The sequence below is a fragment of the Streptomyces sp. CC0208 genome, from assembly GCF_003443735.1.
In the GTDB taxonomy this organism is placed as follows: domain Bacteria; phylum Actinomycetota; class Actinomycetes; order Streptomycetales; family Streptomycetaceae; genus Streptomyces; species Streptomyces sviceus.
On record NZ_CP031969.1, the window covers coordinates 5270924 to 5293474 of the forward strand.

At 70.0% G+C, this 22551-nt stretch carries 21 protein-coding genes and 1 tRNA gene; 14 read left to right on the top strand and 8 right to left on the bottom strand.

Features of this window, described 5'->3' with window-relative positions; genetic code table 11:
* The first annotated feature begins 59 nt into the window (after positions 1–59).
* The 5 genes from D1369_RS24260 (at position 60) to D1369_RS24280 (ending at position 5396) form a co-directional block, all read left to right on the top strand.
* Positions 60–536 carry a septum formation initiator family protein gene (locus tag D1369_RS24260; RefSeq protein ID WP_007382561.1) on the top strand — a complete coding sequence of 159 codons (477 nt, stop codon included), beginning with the start codon at positions 60–62 and terminating at the stop codon, positions 534–536.
* A gap of 64 nt (positions 537–600) precedes the next feature.
* Positions 601–1206, top strand: a complete 606-nt coding sequence (locus D1369_RS24265) for a DUF501 domain-containing protein (RefSeq protein WP_007382560.1) — start codon at positions 601–603, stop codon at positions 1204–1206.
* Positions 1203–2144, top strand: coding sequence for a Ppx/GppA phosphatase family protein (locus D1369_RS24270; RefSeq protein ID WP_007382559.1), 942 nt, complete (start codon positions 1203–1205; stop codon positions 2142–2144). Before D1369_RS24265 ends, D1369_RS24270 begins: the two co-directional genes overlap by 4 nt.
* Before the next feature lie 432 nt (positions 2145–2576).
* Positions 2577–3953 (top strand): NAD(P)/FAD-dependent oxidoreductase, encoded by a 1377-nt coding sequence (locus D1369_RS24275; RefSeq protein ID WP_082319404.1) that lies wholly within the window; start codon positions 2577–2579, stop codon positions 3951–3953.
* Positions 3954–4097: 144 nt separating this feature from the next.
* Complete coding sequence (locus tag D1369_RS24280) at positions 4098–5396, top strand: class I SAM-dependent methyltransferase (protein ID WP_082319563.1); 1299 nt, start codon at positions 4098–4100, stop codon at positions 5394–5396.
* Positions 5397–5465: 69 nt separating this feature from the next.
* On the opposite strand, the gene D1369_RS24285 is transcribed toward D1369_RS24280, so the two are convergent.
* A complete protein-coding gene (locus tag D1369_RS24285; protein WP_007382556.1) occupies positions 5466–7994 on the bottom strand; it encodes an FtsX-like permease family protein in 2529 nt (842 codons plus the stop codon).
* Positions 7994–8764 (bottom strand): ABC transporter ATP-binding protein, encoded by a 771-nt coding sequence (locus D1369_RS24290; RefSeq protein WP_007382555.1) that lies wholly within the window; start codon positions 8762–8764, stop codon positions 7994–7996. The genes D1369_RS24285 and D1369_RS24290 overlap by 1 nt, the downstream gene beginning before the upstream one ends.
* Before the next feature lie 390 nt (positions 8765–9154).
* Here D1369_RS24290 and D1369_RS24300 point away from each other — a divergent pair.
* A tRNA-Leu gene (locus tag D1369_RS24300) sits at positions 9155–9238 on the top strand.
* Between the two features lie 49 nt (positions 9239–9287).
* Here D1369_RS24300 and D1369_RS24305 read toward each other — a convergent pair.
* Positions 9288–9548: a hypothetical protein gene (locus tag D1369_RS24305; RefSeq protein WP_240436094.1), complete on the bottom strand. Its 261-nt coding sequence runs from the start codon at positions 9546–9548 to the stop codon at positions 9288–9290.
* Between the two features lie 679 nt (positions 9549–10227).
* Entirely contained in the window at positions 10228–10623 is a 396-nt protein-coding gene (locus D1369_RS24310; protein WP_007382553.1) for a helix-turn-helix transcriptional regulator, read from the bottom strand.
* Between the two features lie 229 nt (positions 10624–10852).
* Between D1369_RS24310 and D1369_RS24315 the strand changes: the two genes are divergently transcribed.
* The 6 genes from D1369_RS24315 (at position 10853) to D1369_RS24340 (ending at position 16775) form a co-directional block, all read left to right on the top strand.
* A complete protein-coding gene (locus tag D1369_RS24315; protein WP_033415699.1) occupies positions 10853–11071 on the top strand; it encodes a hypothetical protein in 219 nt (72 codons plus the stop codon).
* A 52-nt stretch (positions 11072–11123) separates the two neighbouring features.
* Positions 11124–11342, top strand: coding sequence for a hypothetical protein (locus D1369_RS24320; protein WP_007382551.1), 219 nt, complete (start codon positions 11124–11126; stop codon positions 11340–11342).
* Positions 11343–11450: 108 nt separating this feature from the next.
* The gene (locus tag D1369_RS24325) at positions 11451–13379 is read left to right on the top strand and encodes a membrane protein (RefSeq protein WP_037900364.1); all 1929 of its coding nucleotides are present in this window, start codon (positions 11451–11453) and stop codon (positions 13377–13379) included.
* A gap of 337 nt (positions 13380–13716) precedes the next feature.
* Complete coding sequence (locus tag D1369_RS24330; RefSeq protein WP_037900362.1) at positions 13717–14391, top strand: hypothetical protein; 675 nt, start codon at positions 13717–13719, stop codon at positions 14389–14391.
* Between the two features lie 166 nt (positions 14392–14557).
* Positions 14558–15733: a 4-hydroxybenzoate 3-monooxygenase gene (locus tag D1369_RS24335; RefSeq protein ID WP_007382548.1), complete on the top strand. Its 1176-nt coding sequence runs from the start codon at positions 14558–14560 to the stop codon at positions 15731–15733.
* Between the two features lie 148 nt (positions 15734–15881).
* The gene (locus D1369_RS24340; RefSeq protein WP_007382547.1) at positions 15882–16775 is read left to right on the top strand and encodes a Bax inhibitor-1/YccA family protein; all 894 of its coding nucleotides are present in this window, start codon (positions 15882–15884) and stop codon (positions 16773–16775) included.
* Between the two features lie 74 nt (positions 16776–16849).
* On the opposite strand, the gene D1369_RS24345 is transcribed toward D1369_RS24340, so the two are convergent.
* Positions 16850–17080 carry a DUF4287 domain-containing protein gene (locus tag D1369_RS24345; RefSeq protein ID WP_007382546.1) on the bottom strand — a complete coding sequence of 77 codons (231 nt, stop codon included), beginning with the start codon at positions 17078–17080 and terminating at the stop codon, positions 16850–16852.
* Positions 17081–17184: 104 nt separating this feature from the next.
* Here D1369_RS24345 and D1369_RS24350 point away from each other — a divergent pair, with 104 nt between their 5' ends.
* Positions 17185–17496 (top strand): hypothetical protein, encoded by a 312-nt coding sequence (locus D1369_RS24350; RefSeq protein ID WP_082319403.1) that lies wholly within the window; start codon positions 17185–17187, stop codon positions 17494–17496.
* Between the two features lie 11 nt (positions 17497–17507).
* Here D1369_RS24350 and D1369_RS24355 read toward each other — a convergent pair whose 3' ends face one another.
* The 3 genes from D1369_RS24355 to D1369_RS24365 all read right to left on the bottom strand — a co-directional run bounded on the left by D1369_RS24355 (position 17508) and on the right by D1369_RS24365 (position 20983).
* A complete protein-coding gene (locus D1369_RS24355) occupies positions 17508–18299 on the bottom strand; it encodes a hypothetical protein (protein ID WP_007382544.1) in 792 nt (263 codons plus the stop codon).
* 278 nt (positions 18300–18577) lie between these two features.
* The gene (locus D1369_RS24360) at positions 18578–19798 is read right to left on the bottom strand and encodes an acetyl-CoA C-acetyltransferase (RefSeq protein ID WP_007382543.1); all 1221 of its coding nucleotides are present in this window, start codon (positions 19796–19798) and stop codon (positions 18578–18580) included.
* A gap of 156 nt (positions 19799–19954) precedes the next feature.
* The gene (locus tag D1369_RS24365; protein WP_007382542.1) at positions 19955–20983 is read right to left on the bottom strand and encodes an SGNH/GDSL hydrolase family protein; all 1029 of its coding nucleotides are present in this window, start codon (positions 20981–20983) and stop codon (positions 19955–19957) included.
* A gap of 161 nt (positions 20984–21144) precedes the next feature.
* On the opposite strand from D1369_RS24365, the gene D1369_RS24370 reads away from it, so the two are divergent.
* Positions 21145–22533 carry a cystathionine beta-synthase gene (locus D1369_RS24370; RefSeq protein ID WP_007382541.1) on the top strand — a complete coding sequence of 463 codons (1389 nt, stop codon included), beginning with the start codon at positions 21145–21147 and terminating at the stop codon, positions 22531–22533.
* The last annotated feature ends 18 nt before the right edge of the window (positions 22534–22551 follow it).

Below are 22551 nucleotides of genomic sequence, written 5' to 3' on the forward strand. Positions count from 1 at the left end.
GTACCGGTCCCGTACCGTGTGCGGGGACGTACGCACGTAGAAGGGGAGGCGGCGAGCCGATGGCCGTGAAGGACCGGGACCGTTTCTCCACCACGACCAGGATCAGGCTGCTCGGTGAGCAGACCGCGGCCCGTGTCTACCGCTCCCAGACCAGACGGCAGGCCCGCCGCTCCCGGCTGACCGGCCGGGCCGCGCTGCTCGCCCTCGTGCTGTGCACGCTGGTGGTGGCGCTGGCGTACCCGATAAGGCAGTACGTCTCCCAGCGCGCCGAGATCGCCGATCTCCAGCGGGAGAAGGCGCGGGCCGCCCAGCGGGTCGAGAAACTGCGCGACCTCAAGGCGCGCTGGCAGGACGACGCCTACGCGGAGCAGCAGATCCGGCAACGGCTGCACTATGTGATGCCGGGGGAGACGGGCTTCATCGTCGTCGACCCGGACGCGGCGAAGCAGTCCCGCACCGACCAGGGCGCGTTCGACCGCCCCTGGTACGCGAACGTCTGGGACGGGGTCGACAAGTCCGACGCCTCCGACCAGTGAACCGACCTCAAGACCTGAAGACCTTTGAAGATCAGAAGATCTGAAGACCGATAGAAAGACAGGCATGGAAACGCCTCCGCCCTCCACCCCGCGCACCGAGCCGACCGACGCGGACGTCGAGGCATTCAAGCAGCAGCTCGGGCGGCCGCCGCGCGGGCTGCGGGCGATCGCGCACCGGTGCCCGTGCGGGCAGCCGGACGTCGTGGAGACCGCGCCCCGGCTGCCGGACGGCACGCCCTTCCCGACGACGTACTACCTGACGTGTCCGCGCGCCGCCTCGGCGATCGGCACGCTGGAGGCGAACGGCGTCATGAAGGAGATGACGGAGCGGCTGCAGACCGACCCGGAGCTCGCGGCGGCCTACCGGGCCGCGCACGAGGACTACATCGCGCGCCGGGACGCCATCGAGGTCCTGGAGGGCTTCCCGAGCGCGGGCGGCATGCCGGACCGGGTGAAGTGCCTGCACGTCCTGGTCGGTCACTCGCTGGCGGCCGGACCGGGCGTCAACCCGCTGGGCGACGAGGCGATCGCGATGCTGCCGGAGTGGTGGCGCAAGGGGCCCTGCGTGACGCCTTCCGGGCCGCCGACCGGTGAGGGGTGGCAGGTGGACGTCACCGAGGACGGCTCGGGCCACTTCGCCTTCAAGCCGGCCGAGGAGGGTGACCGATGACCCGAGTCGCCGCGGTCGACTGCGGTACGAACTCCATCCGCCTCCTCGTAGCCGACTGCGACCCGGAGACCGGTGAACTGGTCGATCTGGACCGGCGGATGACCATCGTGCGGCTCGGGCAGGGGGTCGACCGGACCGGGCGGCTCGCCCCCGAGGCGCTGGAGCGGACCTTCGCCGCGTGCCGGGAGTACGCGGCGGTCATCAAGGAGCATGGCGCCGAGCGGCTGCGGTTCGTCGCCACCTCCGCCTCCCGGGACGCCGAGAACCGGGACGACTTCGTGCGGGGGGTCCTCGACATCCTCGGGGTCGAGCCCGAGGTCATCACCGGGGACCAGGAGGCCGAGTTCTCCTTCACCGGGGCGACCAAGGAGCTCACCGGCAGCGACCACCTCGCCAAGCCGTATCTCGTGGTGGACATCGGCGGCGGTTCGACCGAGTTCGTCGTGGGCGACGACCATGTGCGTGCCGCACGCTCCGTGGACGTGGGCTGTGTGCGGATGACCGAGCGGCACCTGGTGCTGGACGGAGCCGTCAGCGACCCGCCCACCGCCGCGCAGATCGCCGCCATGCGGGCCGACATCGAGGCCGCTCTCGACCTCGCCGAGGAGACCGTGCCGCTGCGCGAGGCGCGCACGCTGGTGGGGCTCGCCGGGTCCGTCACCACCGTGTCGGCGATCGCGCAGGAACTGCCCGCGTACGACTCGCAGGCCATCCACCACTCCCGGGTCTCCCACGACCGGGTCCGCGAGATCACCGAGTGGCTGCTGCGCTCCACCCACGCCGAGCGCGCGGCCGTGCCCTCCATGCATCCGGGGCGGGTGGACGTCATCGGTGCCGGGGCCCTCGTCCTGCTCACGATCATGGAGCGGATCGGCGCCGAGGAGGTCGTCGTGAGCGAGCACGACATCCTCGACGGCATCGCGTGGTCCCTCGCGTAGCCCCCGCCGGGCACCTCTGCTGAGCAGGCAGAACAACGTATGAGCACGTTCGAGGGGCCCTTCGGGGCCCCTCTTTGACGTGGCGCCGAGAAAGTTCGTGAAGTTCTTCACAAGGAATTTGGCCCTGTCGGACGACGAATGGGGTCCGGTTGGCCCTTCCGGGGGTTCAACACCCGTGTGAACACGTTCAAAATGGGGAGTTGCGGACCTCGGGAGGGGGATCCGCGAGGGGGCTACGAGGGTCCCTCACGGGTGCCGTTCCGGTGCAGAGAGGCAGCTCACGCGGCATTGACAACGGGTCGCCCTATACCGTGGTTCCCCTTCCGCGCCATGACGTGGATCACGCGAGCGGCGGAGGATAACACACACCTTCCAAGAGCTTGTGAAGGGGCGCACGAGCGACCCCCCTGGGGCAGGTGGATACTCGATGCCATGAGCACCACGGAGCGTCCCAGGATCCTCGTAGTAGGCGGTGGGTACGTAGGCCTGTACGCAGCTCGGCGCATTCTCAAGAAGATGCGCTACGGCGAGGCGACCGTCACGGTCGTCGACCCCCGGTCGTACATGACCTACCAGCCCTTCCTCCCCGAAACCGCCGCCGGCAACATCTCCCCGCGCCACGTCGTCGTCCCGCTGCGACGCGTGCTGCCGAAGGCGGAGGTGCTCACCGGCCGGGTCACCACCATCGACCAGGACCGCAAGGTCGCCACGATCGCCCCGCTGGTCGGCGAGGCGTACGAGCTGCCCTTCGACTACCTGGTGATCGCGCTCGGCGCGGTCTCCCGCACCTTCCCGATCCCCGGCCTCGCCGAGCAGGGCATCGGCATGAAGGGCATCGAGGAGGCCATCGGCCTGCGCAACCACGTGCTTGAGCAGCTCGACAAGGCCGACTCCACGACCGACGAGGAGATCCGCCGCAAGGCGCTCACCTTCGTCTTCATCGGCGGTGGCTTCGCGGGTGCGGAGACCGTCGGCGAGGTCGAGGACATGGCCCGCGACGCGGCCAAGTACTACACCAACGTCTCGCGCGAGGACATGCGGTTCATCCTCGTCGACGCCGCCGACAAGATCCTTCCCGAGGTCGGCCCCAAGCTCGGCCAGTACGGCAAGGAGCACCTGGAGAGCCGGGGCGTGGAGATCTACCTCTCCACCTCGATGGACTCCTGCGTCGACGGCCACGTGGTCCTCAAGAACGGCCTGGAGGTCGACTCCAGCACCATCGTGTGGACCGCCGGCGTCAAGCCGAACCCGGTCCTCACCCGCTACGGCCTTCCGCTGGGCCCGCGCGGTCACGTGGACACCGCCCCGACCCTCCAGGTCCAGGGCACCGACTACATCTGGGCCGCCGGCGACAACGCCCAGGTCCCGGACGTCGCCGCCCGCAAGGCCGGGGTCGAGAACGCCTGGTGCCCGCCGAACGCCCAGCACGCGCTGCGCCAGGCCCGGGTCCTCGGCGACAACGTGATCTCCGGGATGCGGGGCTTCCCGCAGAAGGAGTACAGCCACTCCAACAAGGGTGCTGTCGCGGGTCTCGGCCTGCACAAGGGCGTGGCGATGATCGTCATGGGCAAGATGAAGATCAAGCTCAAGGGCCGTCTCGCCTGGTACATGCACCGCGGCTACCACGGTCTGGCCATGCCGACCTGGAACCGCAAGATCCGTGTCTTCGCCGACTGGACCCTCGGCATGTTCCTCAAGCGCGAGGTCGTCTCCCTCGGCGCCATGGAGAACCCGCGCGAGGAGTTCTACGAGGCCGCGCGCCCCGTGCCGGCCGCCGAGCCGAAGAAGACCGAGGCGAAGGCCTCCTGACCGGTACCGGTCGCTGAACGAACCGAAAGGCCCCCTGCCATCCGTGGTGCAGGGGGCCTTTCGGTGCTTTCGGGAGTGACCATGGCCGTGGCGTTGTTTACCGAGGTGGACAATTCCGGGATCCTCGTCACGGAGGTGTGCGCCATGGCAGATGCCGCGCTGCGGCTCAGAGCCCTCTTCGAACAGTTGCTGGGAGTACCGCTACCGGTGCGGATCCGCGCCTGGGACGGTTCGGAGGCCGGACCGCCCGACGCGCCCGCGTTGGTCGTGCGCAACCGGCGTGCCGTGCGCCGACTGCTGTTCAAGCCGGGCGAACTGGGGCTGGCCCGCGCCTGGGTCGCCGGGGACCTGGACATCGACGGTGACCTCTACACCGCCCTCGCCCTGATCTCGGGGCTCGTCTGGGAGCGCGGGGAGGACGCAAGGACCCTCTTCCAGGCCCTGCGCGAACCCGAGGTGCGCTCCGCCGTCCGCGGACTCGCCGCCCTCGCCGGGCCGCCGCTGCCGCCCGCCCCGCCGCCCGAGGAGATCCGCCGGGTCCGCGGCCATCTGCACACCAGGCACAGCGACAAGCGGGCCATCAGCCACCACTACGACGTCGGCAACGGCTTCTACGAGATCGTCCTCGGCCCGGCGATGGTGTACTCGTGCGCCTACTGGCAGGCCCCCGAACCCGAGGGCACGCTGGAGGACGCCCAGCGCGACAAGCTCGACCTCGTCTGCCGCAAGCTCGGCCTGACAGCCGGGCAGCGACTCCTCGACGTCGGCTGCGGCTGGGGCTCGATGGCCATCCACGCCGCCCGCGAGTACGGCGTGAGCGTCGTCGGCATCACCCTCTCCCAGGAGCAGGCGGCCTACGCCCGCAAGCGCGTCGCCGAGGAGGGGCTCACCGACCGCGTCGAGATCCGGGTGCAGGACTACCGGGACGTCACCGACGGGCCGTACGACGCCATCTCCTCCATCGGCATGGCCGAACACGTCGGCGCCGAACGGTACCTGGAGTACGCCGAGGACCTGTTCAAGCTGCTGAGGCCCGGCGGGCGGCTGCTCAACCACCAGATCGCCCGGCGCCCCCAGACCGACGAATCGGCGTACCACGTCGACGCGTTCATCGACGCCTATGTCTTCCCCGACGGCGAACTCGCTCCCCTCGGGACCACCGTGACCATGCTGGAGCGGGCCGGCTTCGAGGTGCGGGACGTCGAGTCGATCCGCGAGCACTACGCCCACACCCTGCGCCGCTGGGTCACCAACCTGAAGGCCCAGTGGCAGCGGGCGGTCCGGATCGCCGGACCCGGGCGGGCCCGCGTGTGGCTGCTGTACATGGCCGCCAGCGCCCTCGCCTTCGAACGCAACCGCATCGGCGTCAACCAGGTCCTCGCCGTCAGGTCCCCCGAGTCCGGCGCCTCCGGGCTGCCGTTGCGCGCCCGCACCTGGAACTGAACGGCGAAAGGGGCCCGTCACTGGGCAACGGGCCCCAACTGCCTCAAGGCTTGCCGACCTTGCTCTGCGTCACTCGGCCTTGATCGCCGCCAGCATGTTCATGCGGGCCGCCCGCCGGGCCGGCCACAGCGCGGCGAGGATGCCGACCGTCGCCGCGAGCAGCAGGAACACCGCCATCCGGGCCCACGGCAGGACGAGTTCGTAGGTCGCCATCTTCGTGCCGAGCAGCTCACCGGCCGCCCAGCCGAAGAAGACGCCCAGTCCGATCCCGAGGACCCCGCCGAACAGGGAGATGACCAGGGACTCCAGACGGACCATCCGCTTGATGCCCTTGCGGTCCAGGCCGATCGCGCGGAGCATGCCGATCTCCTGGGAGCGTTCGAAGACCGACATGGCCAGGGTGTTGATGACCCCGAGGACCGCGACGATCACCGCCATCGCCAGCAGGCCGTAGAGCATGTTCAGCATCAGCGTGAACATCTGCGCGATGGACTCGGAGAGGTCCTTCTTGTCCTGGACCTTGATGGCCGGGTTGGAGCCGAGGGCCTTCTCCAGCCTGTCCTTGGTCGCGTCGGACGTGCCGTCGGACGTCTTCAGCATGACCTGCATGTCGGAGACGTCGCTCAGATGCGGGGTGAGCGTCGCGCTGTCGACCATGATGCCGCTGATCAGCTCGTTGCCCTCGTAGACCCCGGCGACCGTGAGCTGCTGCGCCTTGCCGTCCTCGTAGTGCACGGCGAAGGCCGAACCGGCCTTCCAGCCGCGGGACTTGGCGGTGTCCTGGTCCACGACGACCCGGTTGCCGCCGACCTCGAAGGTGCCGCTGTCGACCTTCAGGTCGGTCAGCTTCCCGATCGCCGAGCCGTTGACACCGGTCAGGTACTCGGTCTCGCCCTCGATACGGGAGGCCGCGTTGCGCAGCGGGCTGACGGCGGTGACGCCGTCTACCTTCGCCAGCTTCTTCTCGACGTCCGGCGAGAGCTCGTTGCCGTTCGCCATGGAGACGACGTAGTCCGCCTTGACGGCCGCCGACGCCATCTTGTCGATCGACTTCTGCAGGCTGCCCGCCATCACCGTCATGCCGGTGATCAGGGTGAGACCGATCATCAGCGCGGAGGCGGTGGCGGCCGTACGGCGAGGGTTGCGCACCGAGTTCTGGCGGGCCAGCTTCCCGGAGACGCCGAAGACGCGCAGGGCAGGGGCCGCCGCCGCGATCAGCGGACGGGACAGCAGGGGGGTGAGGATGAAGACGCCGATGATCAGCAGGACCGCGCCCATGCCCATGGGGGCCTGGCCGTCCGAGCCGTCCATCGTCGTGGCCGCCAGGATCACGGCGACGCCCGCCCCGCTGAACAGCGCGCCCAGCGTGTTGCGCAGCACCAGCGACTTGGTCGTCGCCTTCGCGTGCACGCTGCTCATGGCCGCGACCGGCGGGATCTTCGCCGCCCTGCGGCCCGGCAGCCAGGCCGCCAGCATGGTGATCAGGACGCCGACCGCGAGGGCCGTGCCGACCGTGCCCGGCGTGATGACGAGCGGCCCGTCCGGCACGGTCGCCCCGAGCGCGCCCATGAGGGACCTGAGCCCGGCGCCGATGCCGATGCCGGCCACCAGACCCGTCACGGCGGCGATCAGGCCGACCACGAACGCCTCGACCAGCACCGACCGCGTGACCTGGCGACGGGACGCGCCGACCGCCCTGAGCAGCGCCAGCTCCTTGGTGCGCTGGGCGACCAGCATGGTGAAGGTGTTGGCGATGATGAAGGTGCCGACGAACAGCGCGATGCCGGCGAAGACCAGCAGGCCCTGCTTGAGACCGGACATGGAGGAGGAGATCAACTCGGCCTGGTTGTCGGCGAGTTCCTTGCCGGTCTCGGTCTCCACGAGGTGTGCGGGCAGCGCCTTCTCCAGCGCGGCCTGCAGCGCGGTCTGGGAGGTGCCGGAGGCCGCCTTCACGTCGATCTCGTCGTACGTCCCCGGCTTGCCGAACAGCTTCTGGGCGGTGGCCGTGTCGAACAGCGCGAGGCTGCCGCCGGCCGCGACATTGCCGTCGTCGGTGGTGAAGATGCCGGTGACGACCGGCCTGAGGACCGGGCCGTCGACCGAGATGCGCACGGTGTCGCCGACCTTGTAGCCGGCCCGCTTCGCGGTCTCCGAGTCGATCGCGACTTCGTTCGCGCCGTGCGGTGCGGCGCCCTCGGCCAGCGGGTACCGGGGGTCCTTGGCTCCGTAGTAGTTGCCGCCCTGCGACTGGAAGCCGCCGCCGATGAGCTTGCCGTCCTTGTCGGCGATGGCGGTGAAGCCGCTCACGACGCCGATGGCGTTCGCGGCCCCGGGAACCTCGGCGCTCTTGTCGAGCAGCGTCTGGGTGAGCTCGTGGCTCTTGCCGATCGTGTTGCCCTTGTCCGCCTCGGACTTGGCGGTGACGGCGACGTCGACCTGGTCGAAGCCCTTGGCCGAACTCTTCTGGTAGGCCTCGGAGATGGTGTTGGTGAAGACGAGGGTGCCGGACACGAAGGCCACGCCGAGCATCACGGCGAGCACGGTCATGAGCAGTCTGGCTTTGTGCGCGAGGACGTTGCGCAGGGCGGTGCGGAACATCAGGAGGTACGGCCCTTCGCGTCGAACTGCTTCATGAAATCGAGCACGTTGTCGGCGGTGGGCTTGTACATCTCGTCCACGATCCGGCCGTCCGCGAGGAAGACCACCCGGTCCGCGTACGCCGCGGCCACCGGGTCGTGGGTCACCATGACGACCGTCTGCCCCAGCTCCCGTACGGAGTTGCGCAGGAAGCCCAGCACCTCGGCGCCGGAGCGGGAGTCGAGGTTTCCGGTCGGCTCGTCACCGAAGATGATGTCGGGCTTGGACGCGAGGGCCCGGGCGACGGCGACGCGCTGCTGCTGGCCGCCGGAGAGCTGGGCGGGGCGGTGGCTGAGCCGGTCCCGCAGACCGATCATCCGGATGACCGAGTCCAGCCACTCCTTGTCCGGCTTGCGGCCCGCGATGTCCATCGGGAGCGTGATGTTCTCCAGGGCCGTCAGGGTCGGCAGCAGGTTGAACGCCTGGAAGATGAAGCCGATCTTGTCCCGACGCAGTTTGGTGAGCTGCTTGTCCTTCAGGGAGCCCAGCTCGGTGTCGCCGATGCGGACCGAACCGGAGGAGAAGGTGTCGAGTCCGGCCACGCAGTGCATCAGCGTGGACTTGCCGGAGCCGGAGGGGCCCATGATCGCGGTGAACTCGGCCTGCCGGAACTCGACGGTGACCCGGTCCAGGGCGACCACCTGGGTCTCGCCCTGTCCGTAGATCTTCGACAGATCCGTGGCGCGCGCGGCCACGGTGGTGGTCCGGCCGGCGACTGGAGTGGTGGTCACGGGATGGAACTCCTAGCGGGACGACATCGTTGAAGGACGTCTTCCATCGTGGTGGCCGGAGCCCGTCGTGTAGTCAGCCGCAGTTCTGGTTCCGAAGGCAGACTTTGGAGGGACCGCGCCGCCCGGTGTCATACCTGGGGATGACGGCGGTCCCTGATCGGGGAATCTGCAGAGAACAGGTGGAGCGTCCTCGTTCGGGCGGTGAAATTCCGTCATTCCGCATGCGCGGCCGGGGGTCGCACGGAACGCTATTGGCAAGTGCGGATGGCGTGTTCCACGGTCTGATGCACCCTCAGACGTCAATAAAATAAGACAACATCGGTCCGCCCGACCACTGTTCGGGGGATGTACCCCGATAGGCTCGGAACCTCGACGCGGAGCCCATGGCCTGCCCGGATGGTGGAATGCAGACACGGCGAGCTTAAACCTCGCTGCCCCTTCGCGGGCGTGCCGGTTCAAGTCCGGCTCCGGGCACTTTCCCGCCCACGTGATGACTTCTCACGCGTGGGCCGGCCTCCCGTCTTCAACCCTCGTAGACGGTCAGTACGGCACCGTCGATCTCGATGCGGCGGCCGGCGCGCAGGCCGTCGCGGCGCAGTGTTCTCAGACAGGTGTGGAACAGCGGCAGCTCGTCCGCGTCCAGGACGGCGGCGGCCAGTTCCAGGAGTTCGGTCACCGACTGGTCGGTCAGTACCTCGGGCAGCTCACCGGAGAGCAGTACGACCGATTCTCCGGCGGGCCCACGGACCACGGCCGTGGCCGGTCCGCCATGCACCAACAACACATTCCCCCCTGGGAGCCCGGGGTCGTGCGGCTCTCGCTCCTCGGGCAGGACGAGAGACTAGCGGGGGCTGCCGACGCTTTCGGCCACAGTCGAAATTCTTTTTCCGACTCCACGGAAGAGTGAACATCCCCGATCGCAGAGCGCCGGGACCCGGGTTCCGGACGGTCACTTCCTTGGCCAGGGGTGTGGGGCGTGGGGGTGCGGGGGTGCGCTCGGGGTGGGGCGAAAGCGTGACCGAGGCGGCACCGGCCGGGTGCTTGCGTGACTCCGGGTGCTGCGGCCCGGTGGGGTGCTTGCGTGGCCCTCGGGTGTGCCGGCCTGCGCGGTCGTTCGCGTGGGGGTGGCCCGGGGCGGTTGCGTGTGTGGCTCCAGGTGCTGTGCGGCCTGGACGGGCGCCTACGTGGCCCCGGGTGCTGCGGCCTGGACCGGCGCTTGCGTGACCCTCTGGGTGTGCCTGCCCGCGCGGTCGTTCGCGTGAGGGTGGCCCGGGGTGGTTGCGTGTGTGGCCCCGGGGGCTGCGGCCCGGATGGGCGCCTGCCTGCCTCCACGTGCTGCGGCCCGGTCGGGTGCCTGCGTGATCCGCAGGTGTGCCCGCACGCGCGGTCGCTCGTGTGGTGCTGGAGTCGGTGGGCGACGGGTGCTTCGGGGTGTGGGGCCGGTGCTCGTGCGTGGGGCGGGGTTACTTCTTCGGGGTGCGGTCCAGCAGGGACTCCACGAGGGCGGCCACGTGGCGGCGGTCGTCGGCCGAGAGTTTCTGGAGGCTGGCGATCAGGAGGTCCACCTCGGGATCGGCCGGGCGGGCGGCGGTGCCCTCGGCGTCCTGGGCGGCCGGTGTGCCGTACACGTGGATGCCGCAGGCCTCAGCGGCGGCGCGGCGGACGGTGTCCAACGGGAGTTCCAGCCCCTTGGACAGTCCCTCCAGGGTCGTCGCCTGGGGCATGCGGACGACGCGGTCGGTGGTCGCCAGGTGGTGGACGGTGGAGCGCGGGACGCCACCGCGGCGCGCCACGTCCCCGTAGGACCAGCCCTTGCGGTCCAGGCGCTCACGGATCAACTGCTGGAGTGCGTTGGCCACGGGTGGGTCACTTCCTGCTCGCCGCTCGGCGGAACCGTCCATGTCGGGGCCGATTCTACGGGCGCCCCCACCCGCCGCCGAAAGGGTGATTCCCCGAACGGGTTGCGCAGTGGCCCCGCGAGGCCCTAGTGTCCAATCTCGTTGGACAGCACGTCCGACCAGGTTGGACAGAGTGTGGGGGGAACCTGACTCGGTCCGACCGGAAATGCCCATCCCTGAGGGGGAATTGATCATGATGGACGCTCACGAGCTCGAGGCTGAGTCCGCGGAACTGCTGCCGGGCCGCGAGGCTCTCGGTCGTCTGAAGTTCAGCTTCAACAAGACGACCAACGTCACCAAGCACATCGCCAACGTCGAGGCGCACAACTCCTCCGTGGCCGTCAACGACCACTCCTTCGCCTCGGCCGCCGCCTCGCAGGCCGGCCAGACCATCACGGTCACCCAGTAACACCCGCGCACCACCTCGAACCCGATCCGCATCACCTGAAAGGACGTCCGTCATGAGCATGGACATGCACGAGCTGGAGACCGAGTCCGCCGAGCTGCTGCCGGGCCGCGAGGCTCTCGGTCGTCTGAAGTTCAGCTTCAACAAGACGACCAACGTCACCAAGCACATCGCCAACATCCAGGCGGACAACCAGTCCGCGGCGCTCAACGACCACTCCTCGTACTCGGTCGCCGAGTCGCAGGCGTCGCAGTCGATCGTCGTCAAGCAGTAGCACCGGCGTGAGAACGGCCGTCGGGGTGGGCCGCCCGTACCAGCGGTGCGGTCCACCCCGACGGCCATGCAAGGGGGGAAACGGGGAGGACGTGGGGGGAGACCACATATGACAGTGCTCGGAGACGGGCCCCCGACGCTGTACGACTCCGGGCCGGTTCCGGGGCCGGGCGGCTGGCCGGTGACGTACGAGCAGGTGGCGACGGGCAGCCTGCCGGTCGTCGAACTCCGGCTCGTGCCTCGGCTGAGCGCGGGACTGCGACTGCACGGCGAGTACCAGGGGTCGGGTTTCACCGAGCCCAAGTACATCGCCCGTCGGGGGGACGGGCAGGTCGTCCAGCTGTCGCGGTTGCTCTACCTCGTGGCGTCGTCCGTCGACGGCGTCCGGGACACCGAGTCGATCGCCCACCGGGTGAGCGCGAGATTCGGTCGCGAGGTCAGCGGCGAGAACATCCGCTTCCTCGTGGAGAAGAAACTCGAACCGCTCGGCGTGACGGTCCCTGAGGGCCAGGAGAGCGACGAGGTCGACGCCCCGCGCTCCGACCTGCTGCTCGCCCTCAAGGGCCACCGGGTCGTTTTCGACGAGCGGCGCACGGCACGGATCGCGGGGCTGTTCGCGTGGCTGCACCGGCCGGTCGTGGTCGCGGCCGTGCTCCTCACAGCCGTCGCCATGGATGTGTGGCTGTTCGGTTTCTTCGGGGCGATCGAGCCGGTCCTGGAGGTCCTGGACCAGCCGGTGCTGATCCTGATCGTGTTCGCGCTGACCGTGGCCTCGCTCGTCTTCCACGAGTTCGGCCACGCCTCCGCGTGCAGATACGGCGGTGCCCGGCCCGGCTGCATCGGCTGCGGGATCTTCCTCATCTGGCCGTCGATGTACACCGACGTGACGGACGTGTACCGGATCGGACGCGGCGGCCGGATCAGGACCGACCTGGGCGGGGTCTACTTCAACGTCGTCTTCATGCTCGGCATGGCCGGGCTGTACTTCGCGACGGGGGAGCAGTTCTTCCTCGCGGCGGTGTATCTCGGGCACTTCGAGATCCTCGAACAGCTGATGCCGGCGGTACGGCTCGACGGCTACTACATCCTGGGCGACCTCGCCGGCGTCCCGGACCTCTACGGCAAGATCAAGCCGATCCTGCTCAGTCTGGTCCCGGGGCGGAAGGGACGGGCCGCACGCAAGGAGGTCGCCGGGCTGAAGAAGTCGGCGCGGACCATCGTGGCCGCGTGGGTGCTCACCATGGTGCCGCTGATCATCGGCGAGATGGGCTACGGGCTGTGGAACCTGCCCCGGATCATCGCCACGATGACCCGGTCCATGGTCGAGCAGTTCTCCGGCACCGGGGCGGCCTTCGCGGCCGGCCAGGTCGTCGAGGGGCTCGTCGGGGTCCTCGGCTGTCTGATGCTGCTGATCCCGATGGGCGGTGTCGTCTATCTCTCCGTGAAGATCGGGGGGCGGATCCTGCGGGCCGCGAAACGGTCCACGGCGGACCGGCCCCGGTTGCGGGTGGCGCTGTGCGCGGTGGTGCTCGCCGGGCTGGCAGGTCTCAGCTATGCGTGGACGTCCGGGCTGACACCCCAGCCGCTCCCGAAGAAACCCCCGATCGCACCGATCCTCCAGCCCGGGGTGTCGACGGAGGAACCGCAGCCCCGGCAGGCCACGACGCCGGACGGGGACGCCTCGACCTCGGACAAGGGCACCGCGGAGGACCCGGCGGGCCCGGGCCCGGGCGCGGTCCCGTCCTCGGCGGCGGGCCGCTCTCCGGGCTCGGACGCGCCCACCCCCGGGACGTCCACCGGCACCTCGGCGTCCGCCTCACCGGCGTCGTCCGCGGCAGCACCGGGCTCGGCGAGCGGAGGCACCTCCCGCGGGCCGGCGTCCCCGACGCCGGGCACGTCGACGGCCCCGGAACCGTCCTCACCGGGCACGGGCCCGACCGTCCCCGTCTCGTCCCCGACCCCGTCGGAAAGCATCCCGCCCTCACCCACGGACACTCCGCCCCCGCCACCGGCCAGCGGTTCGCCGGGGGCGTCCTGACGGGAGGGCCGGTCGGTCCATCCCGGTCGGCGGGTGGCGCCGGGTGGCGCTGAGGGGACTGCCTTCGGGCGGTCGGGCGGTCCGGCAGTCCGGTCTCCGCCGGGGCCGTCGGCTCGCGGCCGCCCTCGCGGGGCGTGCCCTGCGGGTTCGTGATCGCAGCCGGTGGTTCGTGGTCGATGCCGGGGGCGCGGTCCGGGGTGACAGGCCGTCCCCGTCCTGGCCGGTCCGGGCCGTGGCACCGGAGCTCGCCCCGCCCTGCGCCGAGACGCTCGCGAGCCCCGCGTCTCCCACCCCCGTCCCCCACATCCGTATTCATCCATCCACCCAAGGAGATCCCTTGAGCAGCCACCGAAAACCCCGTACCTCCAGCCCGTTGACCCGCCGTGCCGTTCGCGTGGGGCTGTTCGCCGCCGGTGTCGCCGGTGTGGCGACCGCCGTGCCGGCCCAGGCCGCCACCGGCGGGCCCGCCAAGGTCGCCGTCGCGTCGGACCATGTCTTCAGCCACGCCGACCGCCACGACCACACGGAGGAGAAGGACTCGTTCACCATCCGCCAGTTCGGCACGGTGAGCGCCGCCTCCGTGCGCAACCAGGCCAACGCGGTCTCGTCGGCCTGCACCGCCGACGACGACTGCCGTTCCGTCGCGCTGTCGTTCCAGATCGTCACCGTCGCGGGCGAGCACACCCGCCTGAACGCCGTGAACCTCAGCGACGCCGTCAACAAGAGCTGCACCGGCTGCCAGACCCTGGCCGGGGCCTATCAGTTCGTGGTCTCCACCCCCGCCCCGCTCACCCTCGACTCCGCCCACCGCCGCCAACTCGCCGACGTCCACCGCCGGCTGGACGCCCTGACCCGCTCCGACATCCCCGCGACCGATCTGCGCACCCGGGCCGACGCCCTCGCCGCCGAGGTCAACTCCGTCCTTCGGGACGCCGTGGCCGACGCCCCGAAGGGCGACGCGCAGGACGACGTCACCATGCACCGCCACCTGGACGGCTGGCCCAGCCGCTGACCCGAACGGCCGTCCGGCCCGCGGCAGCCACCCGCGGGTCGGACGACCGCGCAGAACCGTTGACAGCGGCAGACCTCGCGGCGCAAACTCGGCGCACTAAAGTGAATAAAACTTCACTATGCGAACAAGCGCCATAACGCCATAAGGTCTCCGAAGGGAACGCCCGATGCGTACCACCGTCGGCATCATCGGAGCCGGCCCCGCCGGCCTCCTCCTCGCCCGGCTCCTCCACCACGCCGGCATCGACTCGGTCGTCCTGGAGAGCCGCGACCGCGCCTATGTCGAGCAGCGCCAGCGCGCCGGGATCCTGGAGCAGGGCACGGTCGACGTACTGCGCGCGGTCGGCGCCGGGGAGCGCATGGACCGCGAGGGACTCCCGCACGACGGCATCGAACTGCGCTACGACCGGAAGCGCCACCGCGTCGACTTCCCCGCCCTCACCGGCGGCCGGTCCGTGATGGTCTACGCCCAGACCGAGGTCTGCAAGGACCTCATCGCCCTCCAGCTCAAGGACGGCGGACCGCTGCTGTTCGAGGCGGAGGCCCTGGCCGTCGAGGGCGCCGACACCGACGCCCCGCGCGTCCGCTTCCGGCACGAGGGCCGCGAGGACGTCCTGGAGTGCGAGTACGTCGTCGGCTGCGACGGCTTCTGGGGCGTGGCGAGGAAGGCGATCCCCGCCGAGCTGGCCCGGGTCTTCGAGCGGACGTACCCCTTCGCCTGGCTGGGCATCCTCGCCGACGTCCCGCCCTCCCACGACGAACTCGTCTACGCCCGCCACGACCGCGGCTTCGCCCTGCTGTCCATGCGCTCCCCGTCCGTCTCCCGCCTCTACCTCCAGGTCCCCGAGGGCACCGACGCCCAGAGCTGGGGCGACGAGGAGATCTGGGACGAGCTGGAGCGCCGTTTCGAGACGGACGACGACTGGAGGCTCGACAGGGGGCCGATCACCCAGAAGTCCGTCACCCCCATGCGCTCCTACGTCCACGAACCCATGCGCCACGGCCGGCTCTTCCTCGCCGGCGACGCGGCGCACATCGTCCCGCCCACCGGCGCCAAGGGCCTGAACCTCGCCGTGGGGGACGTCGTCACCTTCGCGAGGGCGCTGACGCACCAGAAGGAGACCGGTTCGGCCGAACGCCTCGACGCGTACTCCGAGACCTGCCTGCGGCGGGTGTGGCAGGCCGAACGGTTCTCGTACGACATGACGAGCCTCCTGCACCGGGCGCCCGACGCCACTGGCTTCGAGGACCGGATGCAGCTGGCCCGGCTGGAGCGGATCGCCGGTTCGCGGGCCGCCGAGACCGACCTCGCCGAGGGGTACACCGGCTTCCCCTTCGGGTGAGGCCCCTCCAGTGCCGGGAATCACGCCTGCGCGTAGCGTGTTGGCCAGCACAACGAGGGAAGATCCTCCTCAAGCACTAGGGTCATTCCTTTGCCTACCCATTACTCTTGAGGGCAAGGTCCACACACGGTGGCCATGGAGGAGTGAAATGAGGAGCAGCAACCCGGTCTTCTCGCGACGGGGGTTCAGCCGCGACAACGGCTACGCGGGCTTCAACACCGCGCCGCAGGCCGGGGGCGCAGCCGTGGGCACGCAGGGCAGCCCCTACGCGCAGCCGCAGGGCAACCCGTACGCGACCAACCCCTATGCCCAGCAGGGTCTGCAGCAGGGCGCACCGCCGCAGACCCCGGTGACCACCGGCCGCATGACGATGGACGACGTCGTCCTGCGCACCGGCACCACCCTCGGCATCCTGATCGTCACCGCAGCCCTCGCCTGGGCGCTGCTGCCCGTCGACGACGCCAACATCGGCCGCTCGTACGGCATCGGCATCGGCGCCGCGCTGATCGGCATGGTCCTGGCGCTCGTGCAGTCCTTCAAGCGCAAGGCCACGCCCGCGCTGATCGTGTCGTACGCCGCGTTCGAGGGCGTGTTCCTCGGCGTCGTCTCCAGCGTCGTCGACCACCGCATCGCGAGCGGCGCGGCCATGCAGGCCGTGATCGGCACCCTGGCGGTCTTCGCCGCCGTACTGGTGGCGTACAAGGCCGGCTGGATCCGCGTGAACCGGCGGTTCTACGGCTTCGTCATGGCGGCCGCGCTGGGCTTCGTCCTGCTGATGGTGGTCAACATGCTGTTCGCCGTGTTCGGCGGCGGTGACGGCCTCGGCTTCCGCAGCGGCGGCCTCGGCATCCTGTTCGGCATCATCGGCGTGCTGCTCGGCGCGTGCTTCCTCGCCCTCGACTTCAAGCAGGTCGAGGACGGCATCGCCTACGGCGCGCCGAAGGAGGAGGCCTGGCTGGCGGCGTTCGGTCTCACGCTGACGCTGGTGTGGATCTACATGGAGTTCCTGCGACTCATCGCGATCCTCAACAGCAACGACTAGTCCTCGACGGTCGTTCGGGTCGTACGGCGAAGGGCCCCCGGTTCCGACCGGGGGCCCTTCGGCATGTGCGCAGCTCAGAAGTACCTGCGCGCGGCCCTCCTCAGGTCGTACTCGTGGATGATCGCCTTGGCGTGGCCGTACGCGAGGTTGTGTTCGTGGCGGAGCCAGCTGACCTTTTCCTCGAAGCGGAAGAGGGCCGGGCCTTCGTCGACGGTGCGCAGCCAGTCGGATACTTCACGACCGGTGCAGTGGGGGATGCGGGCGAGCAGGTTGCGGTGGGTCTCCTCGGAGAGGACGTGGGACATCGGCGCCTCCGGACGCAAAGGGGATGTAAGCCGGTCCTTCAGGTCACCGTGCCTGAGCGTTCGCCTGTTGGCAACAGTCCCGGTCGGACGCGTACGGTTGCCGGGTGGCTGATACTTCGCGTCTGACCCGGGCTGTGGACCACTTCGCCGACCGTCTGCGGGCCGCGCCGCAGAGCCGGTTGCAGCGGGGCGCGGCGGCCGAGGCGCTGGGACTGGCCCGGGAGTTGGCCCGCCGGACCCAGGTTCTGGAGGAGCCGGGGACCGAGCTTCGCGAGATGCCGGACGCGGGGATGTTCGCCGCCGCCGACCAGATCACCGTGGCCGTACACGACTTGGCTCTCGTCCTGACGGACGAGAGCCAAGTGGAAGAAGCACTGGAACTGGTGGCACAGGCCCAGAAGCGTGCCGGCGTGTGACGCCGTGACTCCTACAGGGACGCTATGACCCGGTCGGCGAGGATGTAGACGTTCTCCTCGCCGCACGCGAAGGTCAGCGTGTACGCGCCTGAGACGCCCGAGCCGCCCAGCAGGACCGGGCTCTCGCCCGCGCGCAGGGCCGCCGAGAGACGTTCGGCCGTCTCGCGGTGGCCCGGGGTCATGCACAGGGTCGTGCCGTCCGCGAAGACGTAGACGTCCAGGGTGCCGAGGGGGCCGGGGCGGACGTCGGCCAGCTCGGTACCGGACGCGGCCAGTTCCTCCAGGGTGGCCACCGTGCGTTCGTGGTCGCCCACGACCGGTGAACCGACCGGCACGAAGTCCGGGTGGGAGGGGTGACGGCGGCGGGCCGCGGCCAGTTCGGGGCTGTCGCCGGCGAACTCGTCCGCGTCGGCCGACGACTCCGACACCGGCTCCAGCGGCTCCAGACCCACGAAATCGGCCTGCCGGGGCAGGAACAGCTCGCTGTCGGGCAGCCCGAGCAGCGAGGGCGCCTCGGAGGCGTCACGGGCCTCCTGGGCGGCCCAGAAGGCCCGCGCCTCGGCGAGCTCGCGCTCACGCTCCTCGGCGAGGGCCGCGGCCACGGCGGCACGTATCTCATCGACGTCGGCGGCCGGACGCGCGGCCGGGACGAGACCCCGTACGTCCGCCGTGTTGTTCCTGGCGAGCTCGGCGTGCAGGGCGGCGACCTGTCGGCGCAGCACCATGAGGGTGCGCAGGACGGCGACGCCCACGGCGCCCGTGGCGGCCGTGGTGACCAACAAGGCGATCGGCATGGCGCTCACTGACGTACTCCCGGTTCAAAGTCGACCCCCGACTTCCTACATCAGCTTGAAGGGCGGACTATCCAGCTGTCAGTGCGTAACGTCACGAATCGGACAGGACTTTGGGTCCGGGGTTTGCTGGTGAAGTGGCCCTGAGCTGCGTAAATCCCTTCGGGAAGGGAGATAGGTCACATCCTGAGGGAGATTGGATCACAAATCGGCCCAGAACCTTGGAGTTTTCCCGGTTCTGGGCCAAAGAGTGACACCGAGTCCCCGTACGGACACGGAGAGTTGAGAGGTCAGCTCAGGCGCTCGATGACCATCGCCATGCCCTGGCCGCCGCCCACGCACATCGTCTCCAGGCCGAACTGCTTGTCGTGGAACTGGAGGGAGTTGATGAGCGTGCCGGTGATGCGGGCGCCGGTCATGCCGAACGGGTGGCCTACGGCGATCGCGCCGCCGTTGACGTTCAGCTTCTCCAGCGGAATGTTCAGGTCGCGGTAGGAGGGGATCACCTGGGCGGCGAACGCCTCGTTGATCTCGACCAGGTCGATGTCGTCGATCGTGAGACCGGCGCGGCGCAGGGCCTGGTTCGACGCGTCCACCGGGCCGAGGCCCATGATCTCGGGGGACAGGCCCGAGACACCGGTCGACACGATGCGGGCGAGCGGGGTGAGACCGAGCTCGCGCGCCTTGGTGTCGGACATGATCACGACCGCGGCGGCGCCGTCGTTGAGCGGGCAGCAGTTGCCGGCGGTGACCAGGCCGTCGGGGCGGAAGACCGGCTTCAGGCCCTGGACGCCGTCGAGCGTGACGCCGGCGCGCGGGCCGTCGTCCTTGGAGACCACCGTGCCGTCGGGGAGCGTGACCGGGGTGATCTCGCGCTCCCAGAAGCCGTTCTTGATGGCTTCCTCGGCGAGGTTCTGCGAGCGGACACCGAACTCGTCCATGTCCTGGCGGGTGACGCCCTTGAGGCGGGCCAGGTTCTCGGCGGTCTGGCCCATCGCGATGTACGGGTCGGGGAGCAGGCCGTCCTCGCGCGGGTCGTGCCAGGTGGAGCCCTCGGAGGCGGCGGTGGCGGCGGTGCGGGCCTGGGCCTCGTCGAAGATCGGGTTCGTCGTGTCCGGGAGACCGTCCGAGCTGCCCTTGGCGTAACGGGAGACCATCTCGACGCCGGCCGAGATGAAGACGTCGCCCTCGCCGGCCTTGATGGCGTGCAGGGCCATGCGGCTCGTCTGCAGCGAGGAGGAACAGTAACGGGTGATCGTGCAGCCCGGCAGGTGGTCCATGCCCATCTGCACGGCCACGATGCGGCCCAGGTTGTAGCCCTGCTCGCCGCCGGGGAGGCCGCAGCCGAGCATCAGGTCGTCGATGTCGCGCGGGTCCAGCTCGGGGACCTTGGCGAGGGCGGCCTGGATGATCGTGGCGGTGAGGTCGTCGGGGCGCAGGTCCTTGAGCGAGCCCTTGACGGCGCGGCCGATGGGGGAGCGGGCGGTCGAGACGATCACTGCTTCGGGCATCACGGCTCCATTGGCATGCGGGGTGTTCTTCCGGACGGGGCTCCTTGGGAAGTTACCCGTACGTATGGCCTGGGTCACGGGGGTGACGGTGTGACCTATGTCTAAGCGCTTGCTTTTCTCGAGCCTGCTCAGACCTCAGACCTCAGACCTGAGACCTCAGACCTCGGACGCGCTCGCGGGGGACGGCTCCGTCGCCCGGACCCGCCGCCTCCGCCTGCGCTTCAGCAGGGCCCAGGGACCCGTCGGGCCCGTCGGCATCGCCGCCGCGACCTCCGTGCCCGCCTCCGAGGCCGCTTCCGCCGCCGCCCTCGCCACCGGCAGGAAGCCCTCGCGGCGGGAGACGTCCGGACGGTCCTCGTCGGCCGGCCACAGACCCAGGGCCGCGCACACCGTCGGCAGGACCGCCATCGCCGCCGTCGCGTAACCCTCCGCCGAGGGGTGGTAGTGGTCGGGGCCGAACAGCTCGCGCGGGTTCGCCGCGAACTCCGGGCCCAGCAGGTCGCCCAGCGACACCGTGCGACCGCCCTGTTCCACCGCGCCGATCGTCTGCGCCGCCGCCAGCTGACGCGAGGCCCGCCGGGCCAGCCACCGCAACGGCTGCTGCACCGGCTCGATCGTGCCCAGGTCGGGACAGGTGCCGACCACGACCTCGGCGCCGGCCGTACGCAGCCGCCGTACCGCCGAGGACAGCTGCCGCACCGAACGCGTCGCCGGCATCCGGTGCGTGACGTCGTTCGCGCCGATCATGATCACGCAGATGTCCGGGACCCGCTCGGGATCCGCCAGCGTCAGCGCCACCTGACGGTCCAGGTCGTCCGAGGTGGCCCCGGGCAGGGCGACATTACGGAACTCCACCGGACGTTCCGCCACCGCCGCAAGCCCCGACGCCAGCAGCGCGCCCGGTGTCTGGGTCGCCCGGTGAACCCCCTGGCCCGCCGCCGTGGAGTCCCCCAGCATGGTCAGACGCAGCGGCGGATCGCCCGCGGAGGCGTAGACATGGCCGTACAGGCCCTCGGCCTGCGGGACGTGCGGCGTCGCGCCGTTGCCCACCTGCCGTCTGGCCAGCCGCGCCTCCGCCAGCAGCAGGCCCATGCCCGCCGCGCCGATCAGACCGATCCCGCCGCCGCCGTAGGCCGCGCCGGCCGCGATCCGCCGGGCCACCCTCGCCCTCGACATGCTCGTCATACGTAGCCGCCACCTCCGTCGTACCCGTACACCCACTCCTTGCCCCGCACGGACCGTGGCCCAATCCCAACGGGGAGTGAACGACCGTCATGGCGCCCGAACAGGCCATAGGCTGGCCGAACCACTAGGACCACTTCTTTTGCAAGCATCCGGAGACAACGGTGCAATTCCACGACTCGATGATCAGCCTCGTCGGCAACACCCCGCTGGTGAAGCTCAACAACGTGACCAAGGGCATCAAGGCGACCGTCCTGGCCAAGGTCGAGTACTTCAACCCCGGCGGCTCCGTGAAGGACCGCATCGCCCTGCGCATGATCGAGGCGGCGGAGGAGAGCGGCGCGCTCAAGCCCGGGGGCACCATCGTCGAGCCGACCAGCGGAAACACCGGGGTCGGGCTCGCCATCGTGGCGCAGCAGAAGGGGTACAAGTGCATCTTCGTGTGCCCCGACAAGGTGTCGACGGACAAGATCAACGTCCTGCGCGCCTACGGTGCCGAGGTCGTCGTCTGCCCCACCGCCGTGGACCCCGAGCACCCGGACTCGTACTACAACGTCTCCGACCGGCTGGTGCGCGAGACGCCCGGCGCATGGAAGCCCGACCAGTACTCCAACCCCAACAACCCGCTCTCCCACTATCACTCCACCGGCCCCGAGCTGTGGGAGCAGACGGAGGGGCGGATCACCCACTTCGTGGCGGGCGTCGGCACGGGAGGCACCATCTCCGGTACCGGCCGCTACCTGAAGGACGCCAGCGACGGCAAGGTCCAGGTGGTCGGAGCCGACCCCGAGGGCTCGGTGTACTCCGGCGGCTCCGGGCGGCCGTATCTCGTCGAGGGCGTCGGTGAGGACTTCTGGCCGACCGCCTACGACCGGACCGTCGCCGACGAGATCGTCGCCGTCTCCGACAAGGACTCCTTCCAGATGACCCGCCGCCTCGCCAAGGAGGAGGGCCTCCTGGTGGGCGGCTCCTGCGGCATGGCCGTCGTCGCGGCCCTGCGCGTCGCCGAGCGCCTGGACGAGAACGGCGTCGTGGTGGTCCTGCTCCCGGACAGCGGGCGCGGCTACCTCTCGAAGATCTTCAATGACGAGTGGATGGCCGACTACGGCTTCCTGGAGGACGAGGGCCCCAGCGCCCGCGTCGCCGACGTCCTCAACGACAAGGTGCACGGCGCCATCCCCTCCCTCGTCCACATGCACCCCGACGAGACGGTCGGCGAGGCCATCGAGGTGCTGCGGGAGTACGGCGTCTCGCAGATGCCGATCGTCAAGCCGGGCGCCGGTCACCCGGACGTGATGGCCGCGGAGGTCGTCGGTTCGGTCGTCGAACGCGAGCTGCTCGACGCCCTGTTCACCCAGCGGGCCTCGCTGGAGGACCCGCTGGAGAAGCACATGTCGGCCCCGCTGCCCCAGGTCGGCTCCGGTGAGCCGGTCGGCGACCTGATGTCGGTCCTCGGTTCGGCGGACGCGGCGATCGTCCTCGTGGAGGGCAAGCCCACCGGAGTCATCAGCCGCCAGGATCTGCTGGCCTTCCTCGCCAAGGGCGGGAAGTAGCGGCAAACGTCCGGTGAA